The organism is Paenibacillus sophorae (assembly GCF_018966525.1).
GTDB classification, from domain to species: Bacteria; Bacillota; Bacilli; order Paenibacillales; family Paenibacillaceae; genus Paenibacillus_AQ; species Paenibacillus_AQ sophorae.
Window position 1 is genome coordinate 2,057,142 of sequence record NZ_CP076607.1, and the last position, 17,767, is coordinate 2,074,908.

19 protein-coding genes and 1 pseudogene are annotated in these 17,767 nt (G+C 52.4%); 19 read left to right on the top strand and 1 reads right to left on the bottom strand.

All coding sequences use genetic code 11. The annotated features are described in order from the left end of the window. Positions 1 to 131 precede the first annotated feature (131 nt). From KP014_RS09795 to KP014_RS09855, 13 genes and pseudogenes are all read left to right on the top strand, one after another. On the top strand, positions 132 to 875 hold the full coding sequence (locus KP014_RS09795) for a hypothetical protein (protein ID WP_090834017.1): 744 nt from the start codon (positions 132 to 134) through the stop codon (positions 873 to 875). A 140-nt stretch (positions 876 to 1,015) separates the two neighbouring features. Further along, positions 1,016 to 1,207, top strand: a complete 192-nt coding sequence (locus KP014_RS09800) for a hypothetical protein (protein ID WP_036604871.1) — start codon at positions 1,016 to 1,018, stop codon at positions 1,205 to 1,207. Then, the gene (locus KP014_RS09805) at positions 1,197 to 1,451 is read left to right on the top strand and encodes a hypothetical protein (protein ID WP_051500689.1); all 255 of its coding nucleotides are present in this window, start codon (positions 1,197 to 1,199) and stop codon (positions 1,449 to 1,451) included. The genes KP014_RS09800 and KP014_RS09805 overlap by 11 nt, the downstream gene beginning before the upstream one ends. 12 nt (positions 1,452 to 1,463) lie before the next feature. Further along, positions 1,464 to 1,790 (top strand): YolD-like family protein, encoded by a 327-nt coding sequence (locus KP014_RS09810; RefSeq protein WP_036604858.1) that lies wholly within the window; start codon positions 1,464 to 1,466, stop codon positions 1,788 to 1,790. Between the two features lie 127 nt (positions 1,791 to 1,917). Then, positions 1,918 to 2,286 (top strand): annotated as a pseudogene (locus KP014_RS09815) (CpaF family protein); the annotation flags it as partial. A gap of 103 nt (positions 2,287 to 2,389) precedes the next feature. Further along, a complete protein-coding gene (locus tag KP014_RS09820; RefSeq protein ID WP_036604867.1) occupies positions 2,390 to 3,217 on the top strand; it encodes a type II secretion system F family protein in 828 nt (275 codons plus the stop codon). Positions 3,218 to 3,222: 5 nt separating this feature from the next. Next, complete coding sequence (locus tag KP014_RS09825; protein ID WP_036604855.1) at positions 3,223 to 4,101, top strand: type II secretion system F family protein; 879 nt, start codon at positions 3,223 to 3,225, stop codon at positions 4,099 to 4,101. Positions 4,102 to 4,114: 13 nt separating this feature from the next. Continuing rightward, complete coding sequence (locus KP014_RS09830) at positions 4,115 to 4,306, top strand: Flp1 family type IVb pilin (RefSeq protein ID WP_036604854.1); 192 nt, start codon at positions 4,115 to 4,117, stop codon at positions 4,304 to 4,306. Between the two features lie 7 nt (positions 4,307 to 4,313). Beyond that, positions 4,314 to 4,988, top strand: coding sequence for a TadE family protein (locus tag KP014_RS09835; RefSeq protein WP_036604852.1), 675 nt, complete (start codon positions 4,314 to 4,316; stop codon positions 4,986 to 4,988). Between the two features lie 86 nt (positions 4,989 to 5,074). Beyond that, complete coding sequence (locus KP014_RS09840) at positions 5,075 to 7,324, top strand: hypothetical protein (RefSeq protein WP_051500687.1); 2,250 nt, start codon at positions 5,075 to 5,077, stop codon at positions 7,322 to 7,324. Positions 7,325 to 7,370: 46 nt separating this feature from the next. Continuing rightward, positions 7,371 to 8,375 carry a TadE/TadG family type IV pilus assembly protein gene (locus KP014_RS09845; RefSeq protein WP_246590689.1) on the top strand — a complete coding sequence of 335 codons (1,005 nt, stop codon included), beginning with the start codon at positions 7,371 to 7,373 and terminating at the stop codon, positions 8,373 to 8,375. A 24-nt stretch (positions 8,376 to 8,399) separates the two neighbouring features. Continuing rightward, on the top strand, positions 8,400 to 8,915 hold the full coding sequence (locus KP014_RS09850) for an A24 family peptidase (RefSeq protein WP_036604850.1): 516 nt from the start codon (positions 8,400 to 8,402) through the stop codon (positions 8,913 to 8,915). Positions 8,916 to 8,952: 37 nt separating this feature from the next. Beyond that, a complete protein-coding gene (locus KP014_RS09855; protein WP_036604847.1) occupies positions 8,953 to 10,536 on the top strand; it encodes a DUF6382 domain-containing protein in 1,584 nt (527 codons plus the stop codon). A 50-nt stretch (positions 10,537 to 10,586) separates the two neighbouring features. Here KP014_RS09855 and KP014_RS09860 read toward each other — a convergent pair whose 3' ends face one another. Beyond that, entirely contained in the window at positions 10,587 to 11,051 is a 465-nt protein-coding gene (locus KP014_RS09860; RefSeq protein WP_036604846.1) for a DUF2621 family protein, read from the bottom strand. 171 nt (positions 11,052 to 11,222) lie between these two features. On the opposite strand from KP014_RS09860, the gene KP014_RS09865 reads away from it, so the two are divergent. The 6 genes from KP014_RS09865 to KP014_RS09890 all read left to right on the top strand — a co-directional run bounded on the left by KP014_RS09865 (position 11,223) and on the right by KP014_RS09890 (position 17,758). Next, positions 11,223 to 12,350, top strand: coding sequence for a deoxyribonuclease IV (locus KP014_RS09865; protein WP_036604845.1), 1,128 nt, complete (start codon positions 11,223 to 11,225; stop codon positions 12,348 to 12,350). A 42-nt stretch (positions 12,351 to 12,392) separates the two neighbouring features. Continuing rightward, complete coding sequence (gene purU / locus KP014_RS09870) at positions 12,393 to 13,292, top strand: formyltetrahydrofolate deformylase (protein WP_090834016.1); 900 nt, start codon at positions 12,393 to 12,395, stop codon at positions 13,290 to 13,292. Between the two features lie 113 nt (positions 13,293 to 13,405). Beyond that, on the top strand, positions 13,406 to 14,140 hold the full coding sequence (locus KP014_RS09875) for a hypothetical protein (protein ID WP_036593131.1): 735 nt from the start codon (positions 13,406 to 13,408) through the stop codon (positions 14,138 to 14,140). A 15-nt stretch (positions 14,141 to 14,155) separates the two neighbouring features. Then, positions 14,156 to 15,220, top strand: a complete 1,065-nt coding sequence (locus KP014_RS09880) for a CpaE/TadZ family protein (RefSeq protein ID WP_036593130.1) — start codon at positions 14,156 to 14,158, stop codon at positions 15,218 to 15,220. Beyond that, positions 15,217 to 16,695, top strand: coding sequence for a P-loop NTPase family protein (locus tag KP014_RS09885; protein WP_036593129.1), 1,479 nt, complete (start codon positions 15,217 to 15,219; stop codon positions 16,693 to 16,695). The genes KP014_RS09880 and KP014_RS09885 overlap by 4 nt, the downstream gene beginning before the upstream one ends. A gap of 13 nt (positions 16,696 to 16,708) precedes the next feature. Then, on the top strand, positions 16,709 to 17,758 hold the full coding sequence (locus KP014_RS09890) for a phage holin family protein (RefSeq protein ID WP_036593128.1): 1,050 nt from the start codon (positions 16,709 to 16,711) through the stop codon (positions 17,756 to 17,758). Positions 17,759 to 17,767 lie beyond the last annotated feature (9 nt).

Sequence of the window (17,767 nt, forward strand, 5' to 3'; positions counted from 1 at the left end):
TTTTGTCACAAGAGAATTTCTTTAATCATATTGATATTTGAAAATGATTGTAAAACTTGATTCTTATTAACTATGTCGGATGAATGTCCGATAAATTTATAGAAAGGAAAAAACTAGGGGGAATACTAATTTTGGAGAAATTATCTCAAATGGGATTATTAGAACAAATCACAAGGTTGCGTAATGAAATTCAGGATGGCGATAGTTCATATAGAAAGCTTTTAAGAGAGTGCGAGAAAATAGAAATAAAGCTAAACAAAGATAAACTGAATCAGAAGGGTCTTATCAAACTTAATTATAGACTCATTAAACTTAGAATAAGACATAAAAATTACTCAGACACTGAGTTCACAAATTTGGTCGTTGGTTCAACTTATATTTTTATGATTTACGGATTAGGATTGATTGTATTTCGATACATAGCCTTGTACTCAAAAGATCCCTTAACCAATGATTTTTTCAGTTTTTTATGCTTCACAATGGTGGGGGTTGCAGGTGCTCTTCTGAATCTCTTTACTAAAGGAATTGGAGGAGAAAGGGATTTTAGTTTTAGAATGTTAATAACAATATTATTTCCTGTCGTTTTTATGAATCTTTTCAAAATAAACGGGAATCAAATAGTTGGTATACTTGCCGTTAACATCATTATGTTTACATGTGGATTTAGCTCGGAATTTATACTTTCTTTTCTGAATAAAATAGTGGAGATTGCTAAGAAAGTCATTAATGTAGAAGGTGCTTCTAGTAAAAAGGAATTGGATGTTGAAATAGAAAATCGTCTTGCTAAGGTTGAGCTTTTAATAAATGATATAGAGAATAACCCAAATTATAAGCAAATTGGTAAGATACCTGATGCTAAAGATATACCAGCATAAATAAATCATTCCCCATAATGTCAAAACGTAGAGTCGTTACAGGATTAGACCTTAACGGCTCTTTTTACCATTGCATAAAGAACGAATGTTCGAATATAATACAAACAAATGTTCCTATTTTGGAGGCGGACAATGTGAAGATGAGCGTTGGTCAAATCGTCGAAATCGTATATCAAGATAAATCCGGAAAGATCACGCAGCATCGGATTGAAGTCAAGGGCATGAAGGACGGCCGTATTCGGGCGACATGCCTTACCACTGGCGCGCCGCGCGTCTTTCTGACCGCGAACATCCTGGCCTGGCAGCCAGCGGGTACGCGGCATGCTGTCTGATAATGCGCGGAAGCTGCTGCGGATCATGGTTGCCTACCGCCATCATTTTGGATACATGCCGCCGATGTGGCAGCTGCAGCGCAGGTCGAGTCGTCGGCCAGAGCAGATCCGGGCCGCGCTGCAGGAGCTGGTTGACGAGCGTTACATCAAGTGGCAGCCAGGCGCGCTGCCGGAGACAGTGGTCATCCTGGAGGCGTGGGAGCGGGAGGAAACCGGACCGAGCCGGCGGCGGCGGAGAAGATAGGAGAGACTGTCTATGAAGAAACTCGAAGGCGGATTATGGGAGAGCAAGTTCATTCTACCTGAACATCGCGCTCGGATGGAGCGGGATCTGCGGGAGAGCCAGTGTCGGGAGAAGCCCATCCTGGATGAGCAGCAACTGGAGGAGATCGACAAAGCGCTGTATTACTCTAAGCGCGACGGCGCTCCGGTTACACTCAAGCTTTGGGACCCATTCCTCGACCGTGAGGCCAAGGGAATTGTACTGGCAGTAGATCCGCAACTGAAGCGTATTAAGTTACGGTGGTCGGATGATGATTGGGACTGGATTGAGATGGATGAGATCCTGTTGGCAACTACATAAGAACGATAAAGGCCTTCCCAAACCGGGAGGGCCTTTATCGTTACCACAAAGCTATAGATAGGAGTCCATTGAGTAGATTGTGCAATTCATAAGCAAAATGTGTCCGTACCACATTCTATTATATAGGTCGTTATCCACCGGCCATGCCAACAGCGCGCGCGATATGGTCAGCCGTCTGGAAACAATGGTGCTGAGCGGCGCCGATCTTCCGGTTGCCGTCGTCAGGCAGCAGATCAGCTCGGCCATCGACATTTTTGTCCATCTGGCGAGGCTGCGCGACCGCTCGAGGCGGGTCACAGAGATCAGCGAGGTAGTCGGGCTGGATGACGGAGAAGTGCGGCTGAATTCGCTGTACGAATTCCGGGAAACCGGCGAGAGCGGAGGACGCCTGCGGGGCGCGCTGGAAGCAAGCGGCAATCCTTTACGGGATACGGAGAAGCTAACCATGGCGGGAATGACCGTTACTTCGCTGAGGCTTTCTAAGGGAGAAGTTTAAATAAGGAAGGGAGGCGGGACTATTGCCCGAAATATTGAGAAAGAATCGGGGTCCGGCTGATCGTGCAGCATCCGATCATAACCCGGTCATCCGTGAACCGGCTATCCGGGGACCATCCCGGTCCAAGACGGTTAAACGGAGTCATGCCAGCGGAGAGCAGGCGGGGAGCGGGCATGTCGCTGCGCCGCGCTTGCCGGATTACACCGTATACACGCTGAATTCGCGGCAGAGAATCATTTCGGCGGCGGCAGGCGGCCTCATTTTGTTTGGGGTTGGCTATCTGTTCTATCACAACCCGGTTATTGCCTTGTTATTGTCGGCAGGAGGATACTTCACCCCGCGTATGTGGAGGGATTATCTGAAGAAGCGCCGCCGCGCTATGCTTAACCTTCAGTTCAAGCAAATGCTGTTCTCGCTCTCCTCCTCGCTGTCCGCGGGCAGGTCGGTGGAAAATGCGTTTCGTGAAGCGGTGCAGGATTTGAAAATGCTTGATCCGGAGGGCGGCAGCGATATGATTGCCGAGCTGAACATTATCTGCACGCGGCTTGAATATGGACAGCCCATTGAAGAAGCTCTGCATGATTTCAGCAGGAGGGCGGATATGGAGGATATCCGGCGGTTCGCCGATGTCTTCTCCGTGTGCAAACGAACGGGTGGCGATCTGGTGGAGGTGGTCCGCTGCACCTCAAGCATCATCGGCGAGAAGCTGGATGTCCAACAGGAGATCGCGGTCAGCATTTCCCAGAAACGGTTCGAGTCCAAAGCCCTGCTTGTTTCCCCGCTCATTATGCTGTTATTTATGAGCTTTAGCGCCGGGGACTATATGCAGCCTATGTACACCGGGTTCGGCATGCTTATCTCGACGTTTGCGCTGGCTGGGCTGGTTCTGTGTTATTTCTGGATCAGCAAAATTATGGACATTCCACTGTAAGGAGAGTGGGGAATCTGAGATGGATTTGCGGATTGGCGGCCCTTGCGCTGATCGTGGGTTGGATAGCGCTGCGCGCCAGAAGCGGGAAGCGATACGTTGCCCTGCGGAGCATACCTGTGGACGGCTTGCGGCTGCGCAGTCTTTCGGAACCGCTGCTAATGCTTCTGGAGAAGGGTGGAGCTACACGGAAGTTTCCGGTATTCGCATTCCGGCTGCAGCGGTCGGTGCAGCGAATATACGGGCAGCGCCACAGTGCGGAAATAACGCTGCTGTTTATGGGAGAGATGCTGGCCTACAGCTGGCTGCTCGTCTTAGGAGGCTGCGGCTTGGCAGCGCTCGGCGGAGAGTCGTCTGCGCTCGTTCTGGGAATTTTGCTGGCTATACTGCTTCCCGCCGCACTTGCGGCCGATCTGCACAAAAAGGTCAAGGTGCGCGAACAGCTCATCATGATGGAACTGCCTGATCTGCTGAGCGGGATTGTACTGCTGGTCAGTGCGGGTGAGACGGTGCAGCGGGCGATTACTCGCTGCCTGGAAAGCAGAAAGAATGACAGCCATCCGCTCTACCGGGAATTGCTAACAATGACCGGCGAGTGGGAGAGCGGCTATTCGCTTCAGCAGGCATTCGAGAATTTCAGCAAGCGCTGCGCCGTGCAGGAGGTCTCGCTCTTCACGACGACGGTGCTGCTGAATGTACGCAGAGGAGGAGGGGATTTTGCGCTCGCGCTTCGGGATTTATCCCGGCAGCTGTGGGAGAAGCGCAAGGCGGTCAGCCGGACGCGGGGGGAGCAGGCATCCTCGAAGCTGGTTTTCCCGATGGTCGTTATTTTTGTAATTGTAATTGTATTGGTGGGCACTCCGGCTTTTATGATGATGAATATGTAGGAGGATGAGAAACATGTTAACGATTGTGGAGAAGAGCAAAAACTTTTGGCTGGATGAGGAAGGCTTGGGCACGCTCGAAATGATTCTGATTATTGCCGTACTGGTCGCTGTGGTTGTATTGTTCCGCCAAAAGATCAGAGAGGTAATTTCGAATCTGATTGATACCGCGGGTGAAAAGAGCCAGGAAGTATTTGAAGATAAGTGAGTATTGGATGAGAACAAAACTGCGCAGCGACGAAGGAAGCTTCACCGTGGAGGCGGCGATGGTGCTGCCGATTATCATGTGCATTACAATGCTGCTGCTGTTCTTCTGCTTGTACAGCTACCAGAAATCAATGCTGCTTCAGGTTGCGTCTTCCGCGACCGAGCGGGCAGCGTACAACTGGGACAACAGCCATAAAGCCAGGGACGGATCGTTCCCGCAAGGGGAATATGATTCCCTCTACTGGCGAATCGGGGACGATCACCTGCTGGGCAGCTTGTTTGGGATTGGAGAGAACGGCGGGGCCGCTGTGATACAGCTTCCAAGCGGCAGCGTGGAAGAAGACAATCTGCCTTTCGCCAAACTAGGGAAGTCCGCTGTTCGGGTTCCGGACAATATGCTGGGAGAAATGAGCTACAACTACAAGCTCACGGGGAGAGAAGTAAATGCCAGACTTCGTAGGATGCTGCATTTGCCCGTTCTGGACGATATTCTTTCGGACGGAGCGCAGCCCGAGGTTACCGCCCAGTCTCTTGTAGCCGAGCCGGTGGAGTTTATCCGCACCGTGGATTTGATGCGCTACTATGGAGCCAAATTCCGGGGGAAGTCTGCGAATAATGAACCGAAGCAGACCATGAAGCAGCAGGATGCTTCCGCCATGATGTCCAAACTTGGGAACCGCTAAGGGCCAGCAGACCATCCGATGTAATAGTACTTAAAGGTTTGCGGCCAACGCAATCACTGCACATGTATAAATGAGAGGAAAAAAGGATGAAAAGACGAATTACGGTCCTAAGCCGCTGCGCCATGCGGTTTAAACGCTGGAGAAGGCAAACAGAAGGATCGGTATCGGTGTTTCTGATCATGGTGCTGGCCTTTGTGTTTCTTTTCTCCGCAGTACTCATTGATTATGCGAGAATGGCCGCCGCTAATGTGCAGGGTGAACGTCTGGCGCGTGCAGCTGTTCGGTCGGTGATGTCCGCGTACGATGTGGAACTGCGGGAACAATACGGGCTGTTTGCCTTCGGCGGGAGCGATGGAGACGAGTTGATGGCCCGGGTTCTCGATGATTCTCTTCGTAAAAGCGGACGAGGGGACGGCTTCAATCTGGTGAACCTCGGTCTTGACACCTCTACGCTGGAATGGAGCCGTTCGCTGGGCAGCTATGATGTATTCCGCCGTCAGATCAACGAGGAAATGAAATACAAAGCGCCGGTTGATTTCGCTCTCGAAATCGCGGGAAAGTTCAAGCCGCTGTCCGGAGCCATGGAGGAGGCTTCGCGTACGACAGACCTGTTCGCTAAATTGCAGCCGCTTTATGACAAGCGGGAGGCGGCTCTCGACCGGATGCTGGAACATAGGCGGCAAGCTGCGGAAAATGCGCGGACGCCGCTCACGCTTATTAAGAATCCGGCAGCCGGAGGCATTGCCGACAGTTCTATAGGAACTATATCCAGCGCTGCGGATATCGCTGCCCAATATAACGATTATGTGAACAAGTACTATGCGGATTTATACAGGGACCCGAAAGAATCGCCGAAATATACCTGGGCTATTAATTCTTATCTAGCGCAATCCGCGGCGGCTATTTCCAAACTGGGCAGTCTGCTTGCTGATTGGCAGAATGACCATGCCCCATTAATGCGTAAGGCAGGCGATGCCCTTAAGGAAGCCGAGGCGGTCAACCAAGAAATGAGAGAAGCCATACGACAGGCTAGAAGCGCGAGTGCAGGAAGCGGTTATGACTCTTCTGTCTCCTGGGATATCCCTAACTCAGAGGCGAATGTTACAGCCCGTCCTAACCTGTTGGAGCAAGCGGAACAGCTGCTGCTGGATTCCGCAGACTTCCGAGGCATGGAGAATAATCTGGCGATGCAGGAAGCGGCTTATCGGAATGCGGAATCTAGAGCTTCCTCTCTTTCTGGGGGAATTAACCCTTTATCGGTGGGGCTTAACGGCAACAGTGGCGCAATGAAAGCAGCGGTGACCGGCGCGGCGGAGGCCGTAGATGCCTATTTGCATGATTACGGAAACGGAGGGGCCGTTATCGGCCAGGAAGCGTCTGGAATCGAGGAGCACAGAGGCTCGGACAACCAGCGTAAAGAGCTGGAAAGAGAAGCGAAGACTAAACTTGGGGAGGCGCTTAAAGTTGCCGACACTCTTCGCAATTTGAGTGGCGGTGCTGAAGAAGCGCTGGAGCGTTACGAAATGTTGAATCAATATTACGAAGAAAATCTCGATTATAACCGAGGCTTACGTGAACATTCGCCGGATAATCCTGCAGAGAACGACCCATACGCCGCCGAAAACGCCGCAATGGATCAAATGGACAATCTTTATGAAGCGTTGAGCGGCGTTATGCTTGCCTCGAGGGACAGACTGTTCCAAAGCGAATATGCGGCTCAGTATTTTCCGCATTTTGATATTACTCAGCTTACGGGCATTGCCGAAGGCTCCACTGAAGAGATCGGGGAGAAACTTAAGGAGCAACTCGATCCGCACAGCCAGGAACTGGAGTACATTCTGTACGGCTTCGATCAGCCGGGACTGAATGTAGGGGCAGCATACAGTGAGATCTTCGCGGTGCGGCTGGCTATTCGCACAATGGAAGGATTTGTGAAGAAAGCGGGGCTGGGCAATCCGCTGCTCGTCGTGGCTGCCGCAATACTGTACGGGGTGACGGAAGCGGTAAAAGACATGATTATGCTCTGCCGGGAGGGAGCTGTTCCTTTGTCCGAATATGTGCCTGCCAAGCTGACCTACCGTGATTATCTACGTCTGTTCATGGTGCTGCATGGCTCGGGAGAAGCCGAGCTCTCACGGATGCTGGCCCTGATCCGGCTGAATACGGGCATTAATCCGGATGACAGGAGCACCTATGCCTCCGCAGAGATAAGGTTAGGAATGCGGCTCTGGTTCCTGCCTGGCATAATGAAGCTGCTTCAACACACCGGCGCGGTTCCGGGGGAAATTGACGGCCAAACTTATTTCAGCGCGGTTAAGGCAGACTTTGCGTACTAACGGGAGGAATACGAAGGAGATGGAGGATCGGCGCAAGAGGGGATGGATGTCTAAAAACGAAGGCAGCATGGTCGTGGAAGCGGCAATGGTGCTGCCCGTATTTTTGCTGTTCGTGCTGTTCCTGATCTTTATCGTGCAAATGACGCTGTATTCGACCGCCCTTCAAAGTACAGTATCCGACACCGTCAAAGAGGTGGCCACTCATATGTACCCTGTCGCTTTGACGGCGGAAAAGGCGGAACAGGCCAGAACAACCTCTGGAGAAGCCGAGAACGGGACCGATGACCAGTCAGCCTCAGACAACGTAGGCAGTGAAGCCACTGGCTCAGGCAAGACGTCGGTGTGGACCATCCCGCGGTTGTCGGTTGCCGATTGGGCCGAACAATACGCCGCCGAGCTGCCTCCGCCGCTTGATGAGTGGATCAGAAGCGCTGCAAAAAAAGGAGAAGGACCTCTCCAGGAGCTTCAGGCCGAGGGCTCGGAGGCCGTTTTGGACGCAGCCGTCAAGCCGCTGCTCAAGCCATACATCGCTTCAGATATGCTGGATTACAGGCGAATTCATGTCTCGAATGTAATTGTTCCGAAGCTAAAAGACGGCGAGAAGCCTTACTTCGGCCTTCAGGTCAGCTACGAGCTGCCGATGAAGGTGCCGTTCCTGAACTGGAGCATTGTGCTTGAAGCCTCTTCCGTCGAGCGGTTGTGGATAGGGGATACGGGCGAAAGCGGGAGCGGCGATCAAGAAGGCGGAGAGGAAGATACCAGCTCCATTGCCATTCTGGAGAAGCCGAATCCTGCAAGGCCGAACAAACAAGGAGTCATCCGGATTAAAATAGCGCCGAATGCTTCGGCAAATCTTACGGTCTTCTATAAAAGCGGGAAAAGTACCGCCAAATATTTGGGGTGGAAGAAAGCGGACGAGAACGGCTTCATCGAGTGGGAATGGAGGATCGGCGGCAAAACGACGCCGGGTTCCTGGCCAACATTCGTCATTGAGACAGAGGATGGCCAATCGGCGGAAGGCCAATTTTTCGTAGCGGATAAGCCGGACTGATTTACAAAAAGAGGAGCTTGGGAAATGGATGAATGGGCATTTTGGGGTTGTCTGCCCTTTTTGGCAGCGGCGTTCCTGACGGATACGCTGACGATGAAAATACCGAACTGGATTACAGCGCCGGCCGTGCTTGCGGGCCTTCTGACTCAAGGGCTGGCCGGAGGCTGGAAAGGTTTGCTGTTCGCGGGTGCCGGAGCGGCCGCAGGATTTATGCTCCTTTTACTGATGCATATTATCGGGGCTGTCGGGGCGGGCGATGTTAAGCTTTTTGCCGGAATCGGCGCTTGGACCGGGTTTTCGTTTACCGCTCAGGTAATCATTTACTCGCTGCTGTTCGCGGCGGTGATAGGCTGGATAATTATGCTTAAGAGACGGGAAACTTTCCGGAGGCTGCAGAGTGTCGCAAGACTGCTTATGGGAATCTTTTATTTACCAAGATGGACTTTGTTTAAAGGCCGTGACAGAGAAACGCTGCGGTTTCCCTTCATGCTGGCGGTGTTTCCCGGAGCGGTAGCGGCTTTTCTGGGAGGCTGGACATAATTAGTATCTGTTTATTTGGAATTGGGGGTGAGCGCCGTTGTTTGGATTAACCCGGGATTTTGTGCAGCAGGACGGCATCCGGATGGTGCTGGGAGGACGGGAGGGAATGCCGATATCGAGGCTGAATACGGTCCAGAGCCGCATGCTGTCCTCCTTAAGCATTCCGCATCATCTGCGCTTGTTTCTCAAAGAGGTGGACCTGAGTGTAACACTGGAATATTCGGTATCCGGCAAAAAACTGCTCTCGCATCTTCTCAAAAGAGCAAGACTGAGCCTCGCCGAACTCTACGGGCTGCTGCTGCAGATCGCTCAAGGTATGGAGGACGGCAGACTGCATATGCTGCGTCCCGAGCAGTACGCTTTGCATGAGGATTACATTTTTATCGAAGGTCCGCTGCAAACAGGGAAGGTGTATCTAGCGTATGTCCCTCTGCAGATGATCGAACCGGCGCAGTCGTTGGGAGAGAGTCTTAAGGGACTAATAATGGCGTTGATGCCAAGCGTGACGGAGCTGAATGGTGATGGCGTCCAGCGGCTGCTGCACTACTGCGGGGAGGAGGAATGTACCGCCTCGGGATGGAAGGAGCTTCTCTCGGAGCTGCTGACGGAGGATGACGGGGAGCGGCATTCTATAGTGGATGCGGAGACTGCGGCAGCGGCTTCATCTTCGACGGAAGCTGTCAAATTGCCGGTTGCCGAATGGAGGGGCGGCAGTTCTTTTTTTCAGGACAAACAGGATAACATAAAGCTTGGCGGAGAAAAGAAGAGACGATGGAAGGACGAGGACGATGCTGAGCCTGATTTAGCCCTTGATACAGACCGCCCATCTAACGGCCGAAACTCCTCCAAGAAAACGTATATTTTGCTCGGATGCATTCTGCTGGACGCTCTGCTGTGGAAATATGTATATCTTGACCATCCCGGAAGTCTGCTGCTGATGCTCTGCGGATTCGCCACGGTTGTGCTAGCAGCAATAAGCGGCCTTGCATGGATGGGGAAAATCGGGTGGGGTGAGTCGGAAGAGGAGGAGTTCTTGGAAGAAGACGCTGACGATCCGGAATTTAGATTGCCCGTTGGATTCGGATCGGCACCGCTGTTTGAAAGACAGAACAAGTTTGACGAATCTCATAAGTTCCAACCCCCGCCTGTTGAACGGAGTAAGCGGGTGTCCGCCGGAATTCTTGAATTTGGACCCGGAGAAAAAGAGAGCAAATGGGCGGAGGAGTACCCGAAGACCTCGGACTCCGGCTCGGCTACCGTGCTGCTGTCCAGAGAGAAAGTCCCGGCTTCCGTAGAAGCGAAGCTGCACGAGGGAGGGCTTCCCTATCTTGAACGAACGGAGGAAGGAAGCGATCGGCGGGAAAAAATCGAACTGAACCGGACAAGCTTTATTATCGGCCGCTCACCTGAGGTGGCGCAGTATGTGGAATCGTCGGAAGGAGCCTCCAGAGTGCATGTCGAGGTATTCCGAAGCGGCGGTGGCTATGTGCTGAAAGATCTCGATTCGCGCAACGGCACCCGGTTTAAGGGAGAGGCAATGATTCCGTACAAGGAATATCCCTTGGATAACGGAGACGACTTCACTATTGTAAAAGGGAACTATACCTTTCATCAGCGTTAACGCTTTTTGATCGGGCTCATGTTCTGAGCTGCCGCAGCGCTTATTGAAATTTACTTCATTAAATGGCGGTAAGGGGAGTAGTCGATGTGGTTCTTTTCCAAAAATTGAATCAGGAACCGGCTGTCGCGCCTTGGAGTGGCGGAGATGTAGCCTTTGATGCAGTGATCGCGCGTGACCTCGCTTGCATGGCTTTCGACGGCGATCCTGCCGATTTCGGCGGCGATGGAATGCTTGGCGATATCGCGGAACGGTCCGGGGACGGGCTGCACAAGCTGGTCGAGAAAGGCTTTGGATTCGTCGCTCCACAGTGGACGGCTGCGTTCCACCCAATAGTTCTGCCAGTCCAGCTTGGATTTGCCGTCCGCCTTGGGCAGCACCTTGAGAAATTTGCGGAACATGAAATAGCCGCCGACGCACATGCAGCCCAGCAGCATAAAAGTCCAGAAAGCGATCGTGTTCATAAACCAACTGCTCGGTGCCGCGGATAACCAGCCAAGCCCTGATCTGATAAACATAATGATATCACCTCATCAATGATTATGATCACAGACTTCTTTCCAACTTAAATTATAGCGTATAACCGGCGTTTTGCGAAGGCGCAAGCCAGATATCGGCAATGCCTAGATTTATTGTCCCAATCACGATAAAATAAGTCATAATTCGTGAAAGAAAGAGGGAAAAAAGGCATGCTAAAAATTGGTTCCCATGTGTCGTGCGCGGACAAAGGACTGCTCAGCGCGGCAAATGAAGCGAATGAATACGGTTCAAGCTCTTTTATGATATATACAGGCGCACCGCAAAATACCCGCCGCAAACCGATCGAAGACATGTATCCCGAAGAAGGCAAAGCGGCGATGAGGGACAACGGCGTGGAAGAGATTGTCGTTCACGCTCCTTACATCATTAACCTGGGATCTTACAAAAATCACACCTATGAGCTTGCCGTCGATTTTCTCCAGCAGGAGATCCACCGCACCCATGCGCTGGGCGTCAAGCATATCGTGCTCCATCCGGGCGCTTATACCGACATGGACCCGGAATACGGCATCCAGCGAATCGCCGACGGTCTGAACGAGGTGCTGGGCGGCACGCATGAGACAGAGGTTCATATTGCCCTTGAGACAATGGCCGGCAAAGGCACGGAACTCGGGCGGAGCTTCGAGGAAATCGCGTCGATGATCGACAAGGTCGTCCATAACGAACGGCTGTCGATTTGTCTCGATACCTGCCATATCCATGACGCCGGTTACGATATCGTAGGCGATCTGGGCGGCGTTCTTGAACAATTCGACAAGACAATCGGCTTGGAACGAATCGGCGTAGTGCATATCAATGACAGCAAAAATCCGATCGGTTCGCGCAAAGACCGCCATACGCCAATCGGTTCGGGCTGGATCGGATTCGATACGATCAACCGGGTGGTTCATCATGAGCTGCTTGCCGGGCGCCCGTTCATTCTTGAAACGCCGTGGATCGGCAAAGACGCCAAGACCCAGCGGCCGATGTATGAAGCGGAAATCGCGCTGCTGCGCGGCAATGTTCAGGAGCGTTTTGGCGGAGAGTTTTTGGCCCAGGTCGAGGAATTGCATGCTTTCTTTGCCAAGCAGGAGTTGGACCCTAAGCAGTATGTATTGGATATTTGGAATTTGCTCAAGTCCGATGCGAAAGCCAAAAAGGCCGATCCGCGCGAGCCGTTGGAGCGCTTATACGATCAGGTAATCGCCGCAGGATTGTTCCCGAACTTAAGCGAAGAGGCGGTAAATCATCGGCTGATCGCTTGGCTGGCGGGCAAGCAGGTGCTGGTTAACGCTTAACTTCAAGAGATGCGTACATGACGAGAGGATGGAAAGAATTCAATGGAACTGCATGTAAAAAGAGAACATTCTACTTCGGACGAGCAGCACCCGAACCGGGCGCGAATGCTCATCTCCTGTCCGGACGGCCCTGGAATAGTCGCCGCGGTATCCCGTTTCCTGTTCGACCACGGAGCCAATATCGTGCAATCGGATCAGTATACAATGGACCCGTCGGGCGGAATGTTCTTTATGAGAATCGAGTTCGATCTTCCAGAGCTGGAGCGGCGCATGGAGCAGCTTCAGGCGGAGTTCGGCTCAATCGCCGGACAGTTTCAAATGAACTGGCAAATATTCAATGTCAGCCATAAAAAGAGGCTCGCGATCTTCGTATCCAAGGAGGATCATTGCCTCGTCGAGCTGCTCTGGCAGTGGCAGGCAGGCGATTTGGATGCCGACATTGCGCTGGTTGTGAGCAATCATGCCGATATGAAGGAATACGTTGAGTCGTTCGGCATACCGTATCATCACATTCCTGTAACGGCGGATACGAAGGCGGAGGCGGAGCGGCGCCAACTGGAGGCGGTCGGTGAGGATATCGACGTCATTATATTGGCGCGGTATATGCAGATTATCTCTCCGTCGTTTATTGAGCACTACAAGAACCGGGTTATCAATATTCATCATTCGTTTCTTCCGGCCTTTATCGGCGGCAATCCTTATGCGCAAGCCTACCGGCGCGGGGTGAAGATTATCGGCGCTACCGCCCACTATGTAACCGAGGAGCTTGACGGCGGTCCGATCATCGAGCAGGATGTGCAGCGGGTCAGCCATGGGGATGACGTTGGCGAGCTGAAACGGATCGGTCGCACAATCGAGCGCGTCGTTCTTGCCAGGGCGGTCAAATGGCATATCGAGGACCGTATCCTTGTTCATCAGAACAAGACGGTCGTTTTCAACTAATCGAATAGCAGCTTACTTTTTTAGGTAAAAAAGCATTTTACCCACACTTTGGCGCTCTATGCCAAAGTGTGTTTTTTATGCGCAAAAATCAATCTTGTAAGGGGGAAATCTACTTGTCGGCGCAGCGCGGTCATTTATTGAAGCGCAATTATATTTTTGCTGTTCTGATTTTGCTTGTCGGTTTCGGCGGTCTATTGGGATATGATCTTTACTTTAAGCCCTACGTGCTGTCCCAGACCGTGGTGAAAGTTAAGGTGGATGGGGGCGGTGTGCTCCCTAAGAATCACGAACTTCAGGCGGGTGAGCTTTATCTCGATTCCGTACAGACAAAGGATGTTCCCGCCGGTGCTGTTACGGAGATTAATCTGGCAGAGCGCAAAATCACTAACGTCAGCCTGACGGACGGCAGCATTTTGACGGAAGGGCTTGTTGATTTGAACGACGTGGAGCCCAGGACGGACGAGGGGATTTTTCCGGTGCCGAAGGAAGCCGTCTACGCGATCAACGGTTCTCTCCGCAGCAGGGACAAAGTGGACATTTATCTCGTGCAGGAGGAAACGAAAGCTGGAGGCGGCTCTAATATTGCGGCAGGCTCTGTAGAGGGAAGCCCTGGCGGCGGGCAGGCGAGTATGCCAGAGAAGGCTTTTTTAACCGGAGTGACTGTTAATTATGTCCGCACGGAAGATAACAATGACGTTCGCGACACAGAGCTTGGCAATGACAATAACCGGGTCACTTCGACCGGTAAGGTTGCCGTTCCGGAGCTGAAGCTGAAAAAGAGTGACGGCGAACTGCTGAAGCAGTACCTGGAGCGCGGCTGCAAGCTTTGGATCGTCCGGGTGGAATAGGAGGAATACAGCTTTATGAAAATATTCAGTCTTGGCTTGGACCAACTGACGATTAACGATATCCGTCAGGCAGGCTACACCGTTGTAATGCAAACCGCGCTTCCCGATCCACAGCAGACGGCTGGCCACATGCTGATAGCGGCAAGCGGACAGGCCGGAGTTACCGAACTGCGGGGGCTGCGCGAAAAATATCCGGATACGACCATCCTTTACTTTTATATGGAGCGCGGAGTGCGCGGGTATCACGGCATCCATCTTACCTGTGAGGAACTGGGTATGCATTTTTTACCACCGCGCTCAACTTCTTCGGCGATTATCGAAAAAATCAGGCTGATCCTGAAGGAAGATGGAGATGAACGCGGCAATATGGTGGGGGTGCTTGGTTCCGGGCCGGGAATCGGCTGCACGAGCGTGGCCGGGCTGTTGGCAGCAAGAATTGCGGCGGCGGGCCGCCGGGTTATTCTGCTGGGGATGAATGTATATGATCCGGGTTATGACCGTAAAACCGCGATCAGTCTGGACCGGCTCCGCCCGAAGCTCACAGGAAACAGGCTGTACGATGAGGATTTTGACCAACTGATTGTGCAGGATGGTTACCGCTATCTGCCGGGCAACTGCGATTACTTGAGCGCCCAGGATTTTCAGGAGAACGAGATGGAATATTTGCTTGACCGCGCTTCTGACAACGCCGACATCGTAATTGCCGATCTCGGTTCCGTACCGGAGAGTGCGGCGTGGTACACCGGAATGAGAAAGTCCGCGCTGCGACTGCTTGTTACTCAACCAAAGCATGAGTACAGGCTGGAGTCGCTCATGGATTTGGCGGGACATATGGATCTCCATCCGCAGGATTTCAAGCTCATTCTGAACCGCGGCGGCCTGGAAGAGACCGTCTCTCCCAAGAGTATGGCGCTCCGATTCGGCACCGAAGTCTTTCTGGATATTCCTTACTATCCGCAGGTCTCAGGCAAGCTGCCGCTCGGCAAGAAAGAGCTTGCGCAGGCGGATGAAAAAGTCCGCGCTCTGCTGGCTGCTTTCGGCTTTGAGCCCGAGATCAAGAAGAAAGGGATGTTCCTATGAGCAGGCTGGAGGCTCCAAGACGAGCTGACACTGTCTTTCCGCAAGCAGGGGCAGAGACTCCATTTTCGCTTAAACAGAGTGTGCTTCGCGGCAGCAGACCGGGAAAGGAAGACTTCCCTTCTTTCCTGCAAAAAATGAAAAGAGAGATGAATGCGGGTCTGGAGCGGGAGGACGAAGCGTATTTCGAGCTTAATGCCAAGGCGCTGACGGGCGATCCGCAGGCGGTCAGTTTTTTCATGAATGAGATTGAAAAGTACCTGCGTAAAACGCCTTTTACCGGCAGCGTTCCCGAAGCATACGACACGGCGGCCGAAGCGCTGTTTCATGAATGGAAAGGCTTTGGCCCTGCCTACCGCTGGTTCACGGATCGGGCGTACAGCGAATCGACGGGTCTGCAGATCATCGGGCGGCAAATTTTTTACAATGTGAAAGGCAAATTTGTTCCTTATCCGTATGAGATGCCGTCACTGGACCGGGTCGAGCAGTTGAAGCGTTCGCTGCTGAAAAGTGACCCTAACAAGAAGCTGAACAAGGATAATCCATCCGCCGAGTTCAAAATGGATGATCCGCTCTGGCCCGGCAGATTTATCCGGCTCGCCATTTGGGTTTCACCCCGGGTGTGGGAGGGCTTTACGACGATTTCCATGCGGCGGCAGGTGGTTGAATTTCTCGATCTGGACGATCAGGCGGGTACGGAGTGCATTCCTGCGGAGGCCGTACCGATGATTCGCGCGCTGGCGATGACTTTCCGCAATACGATTATTGCCGGCGCGGTCGGCTCGGGCAAAACGACTTTTGCCAATACGATTGTCGGCGAGCAGTTGCTCGGTTCCGCCTCCTGCATGGGTGTCGTCATGATTGAGAAGCATCCGGAATCAACGCTGCCTTACCAAATTAAAGGGCACCGGATTATTCCCATCCAGGCCGCTAATGAAGAGCTGATGGAAGTGGGCGTGGAGTCGCTGCGGCATGATCCCAACCTGCTTTATATGACAGAAATGCGGTATAACGAATGGGAATTTTACTTGTGGAGCGGGGAAAAGGGATATGACGGCATCACGGGAACCTTTCATACCGTTGATTCGGAGGATGTCCCTTATCAGGGTGCTTTTGCCGTCTCGACCCGCATTGGCGGAAGTATGAAGGGGCACCTTGTTTCCGCGCTAAAGGCATGCGAGCTTGTGTTCATCCTGGAAAGCGCCGGAGAAGGAAAAAAACGGCTGGCGCGCATATCCGAAGTGTTCTATGACGAAGCCCATAGCTCGGTGTTTGCGAACGATCTGATGCGCTGGGAGGAGAGCGGAGGTTGGACCTATAATGCGGAAGTCACCGCAGGGCTTGCTCTAAAAATGCGGAAGAAAAATGCGGAAGCGGCGCAAGCGCTGTGGGAAACTTTAATGCGGCTGGCCAAGGCGAAGCCGATGTCTGAACCGCTTAAGGAAAGTCTGAAATCCAGAATTGTGCTGAACGAATAAGGCGGTGATGACAGTGAATGGAGTATTTTATCTGCTGCGCTTTGCGCTGCATCTGCTGATCGGCTGGGGGATCTGGCTGCTCATTAAACCGCTGACGGAACAGGGCATCCGGCATTTTGCGGCCCAAATGAATCACCTTCTCCTTCGCAGAAGGAAGCTTCTCGGACAAAAGGCTGGTGGTCTCCCTAAAAACCTGCCGTTTTACGGACATTTGGACAACCTGCTCTACATTGCCAAGCGAAACTATGAGCCGGGAATCACCGTGCTGCGGTTCATGCTGCGGTCAGGTATTTTGGCTGCTGCCGTATTCTTGTCCGGTCTGTTGACGCTTCGCGAGCTTCCTGGACATTTGGCCTTTCATAATCCTTTTTTGGAGGGAGTGTCGTTTGATAGCGGCCGTCCTTTGCAGGATTGGTGGCGGCTGCCTCTGTTTCTGGCGGTCCTCGCCGGAATGATGCCCTACCTGCGGCTCCGGTATGTCTATGCGCATAACAAGGTGAAAGGCAGCTATCATCTGCTCGATGCGGTGAAAATCGCCGCAAAGTTTACGCACCTGCCTGTCGACGCGCTGCTGGGCAAAACCGCCGATTTTTTGGGCGAAGACAATGTACTTGTGAACCCGTTAAAAATACTGGCTTCCTCCTTCGCAAATTACAGCAATGAGCATGAGCTTTTTGAGGAAGCGCAGCGTTTTGCCAAAGCGGTCGGTACCACTTTTGCCGTCGAATTCGTCTCGGATCTGTTGTACTGCGAGAAGGAAGGCAGTTTTTATCTGAAAAATTCGCTGCTGATGCTTAACCGCTCCATGGAGCAGCAGCGGGAGACGATTCTGACGGTCAAGGCGAACAGCCGCGATGCGATCAGTCTGGGGCTATATGGCAATTTGGTTGTGCTGTTCTTTTCCATCGGGACTTTCATGTATATGCTGAAGCCCGGCGTCTATTTTCGTCTGCAGTTTCAGACCAAAGCCGGTTTGACTTTTCTGATGGTGATTGTCTCAGGCCTGTTTCTGTCCTTTGTGATCAGCAGCGTACTGGCCAAGCCGAAACTCGATTACCATTGAGGAGATATG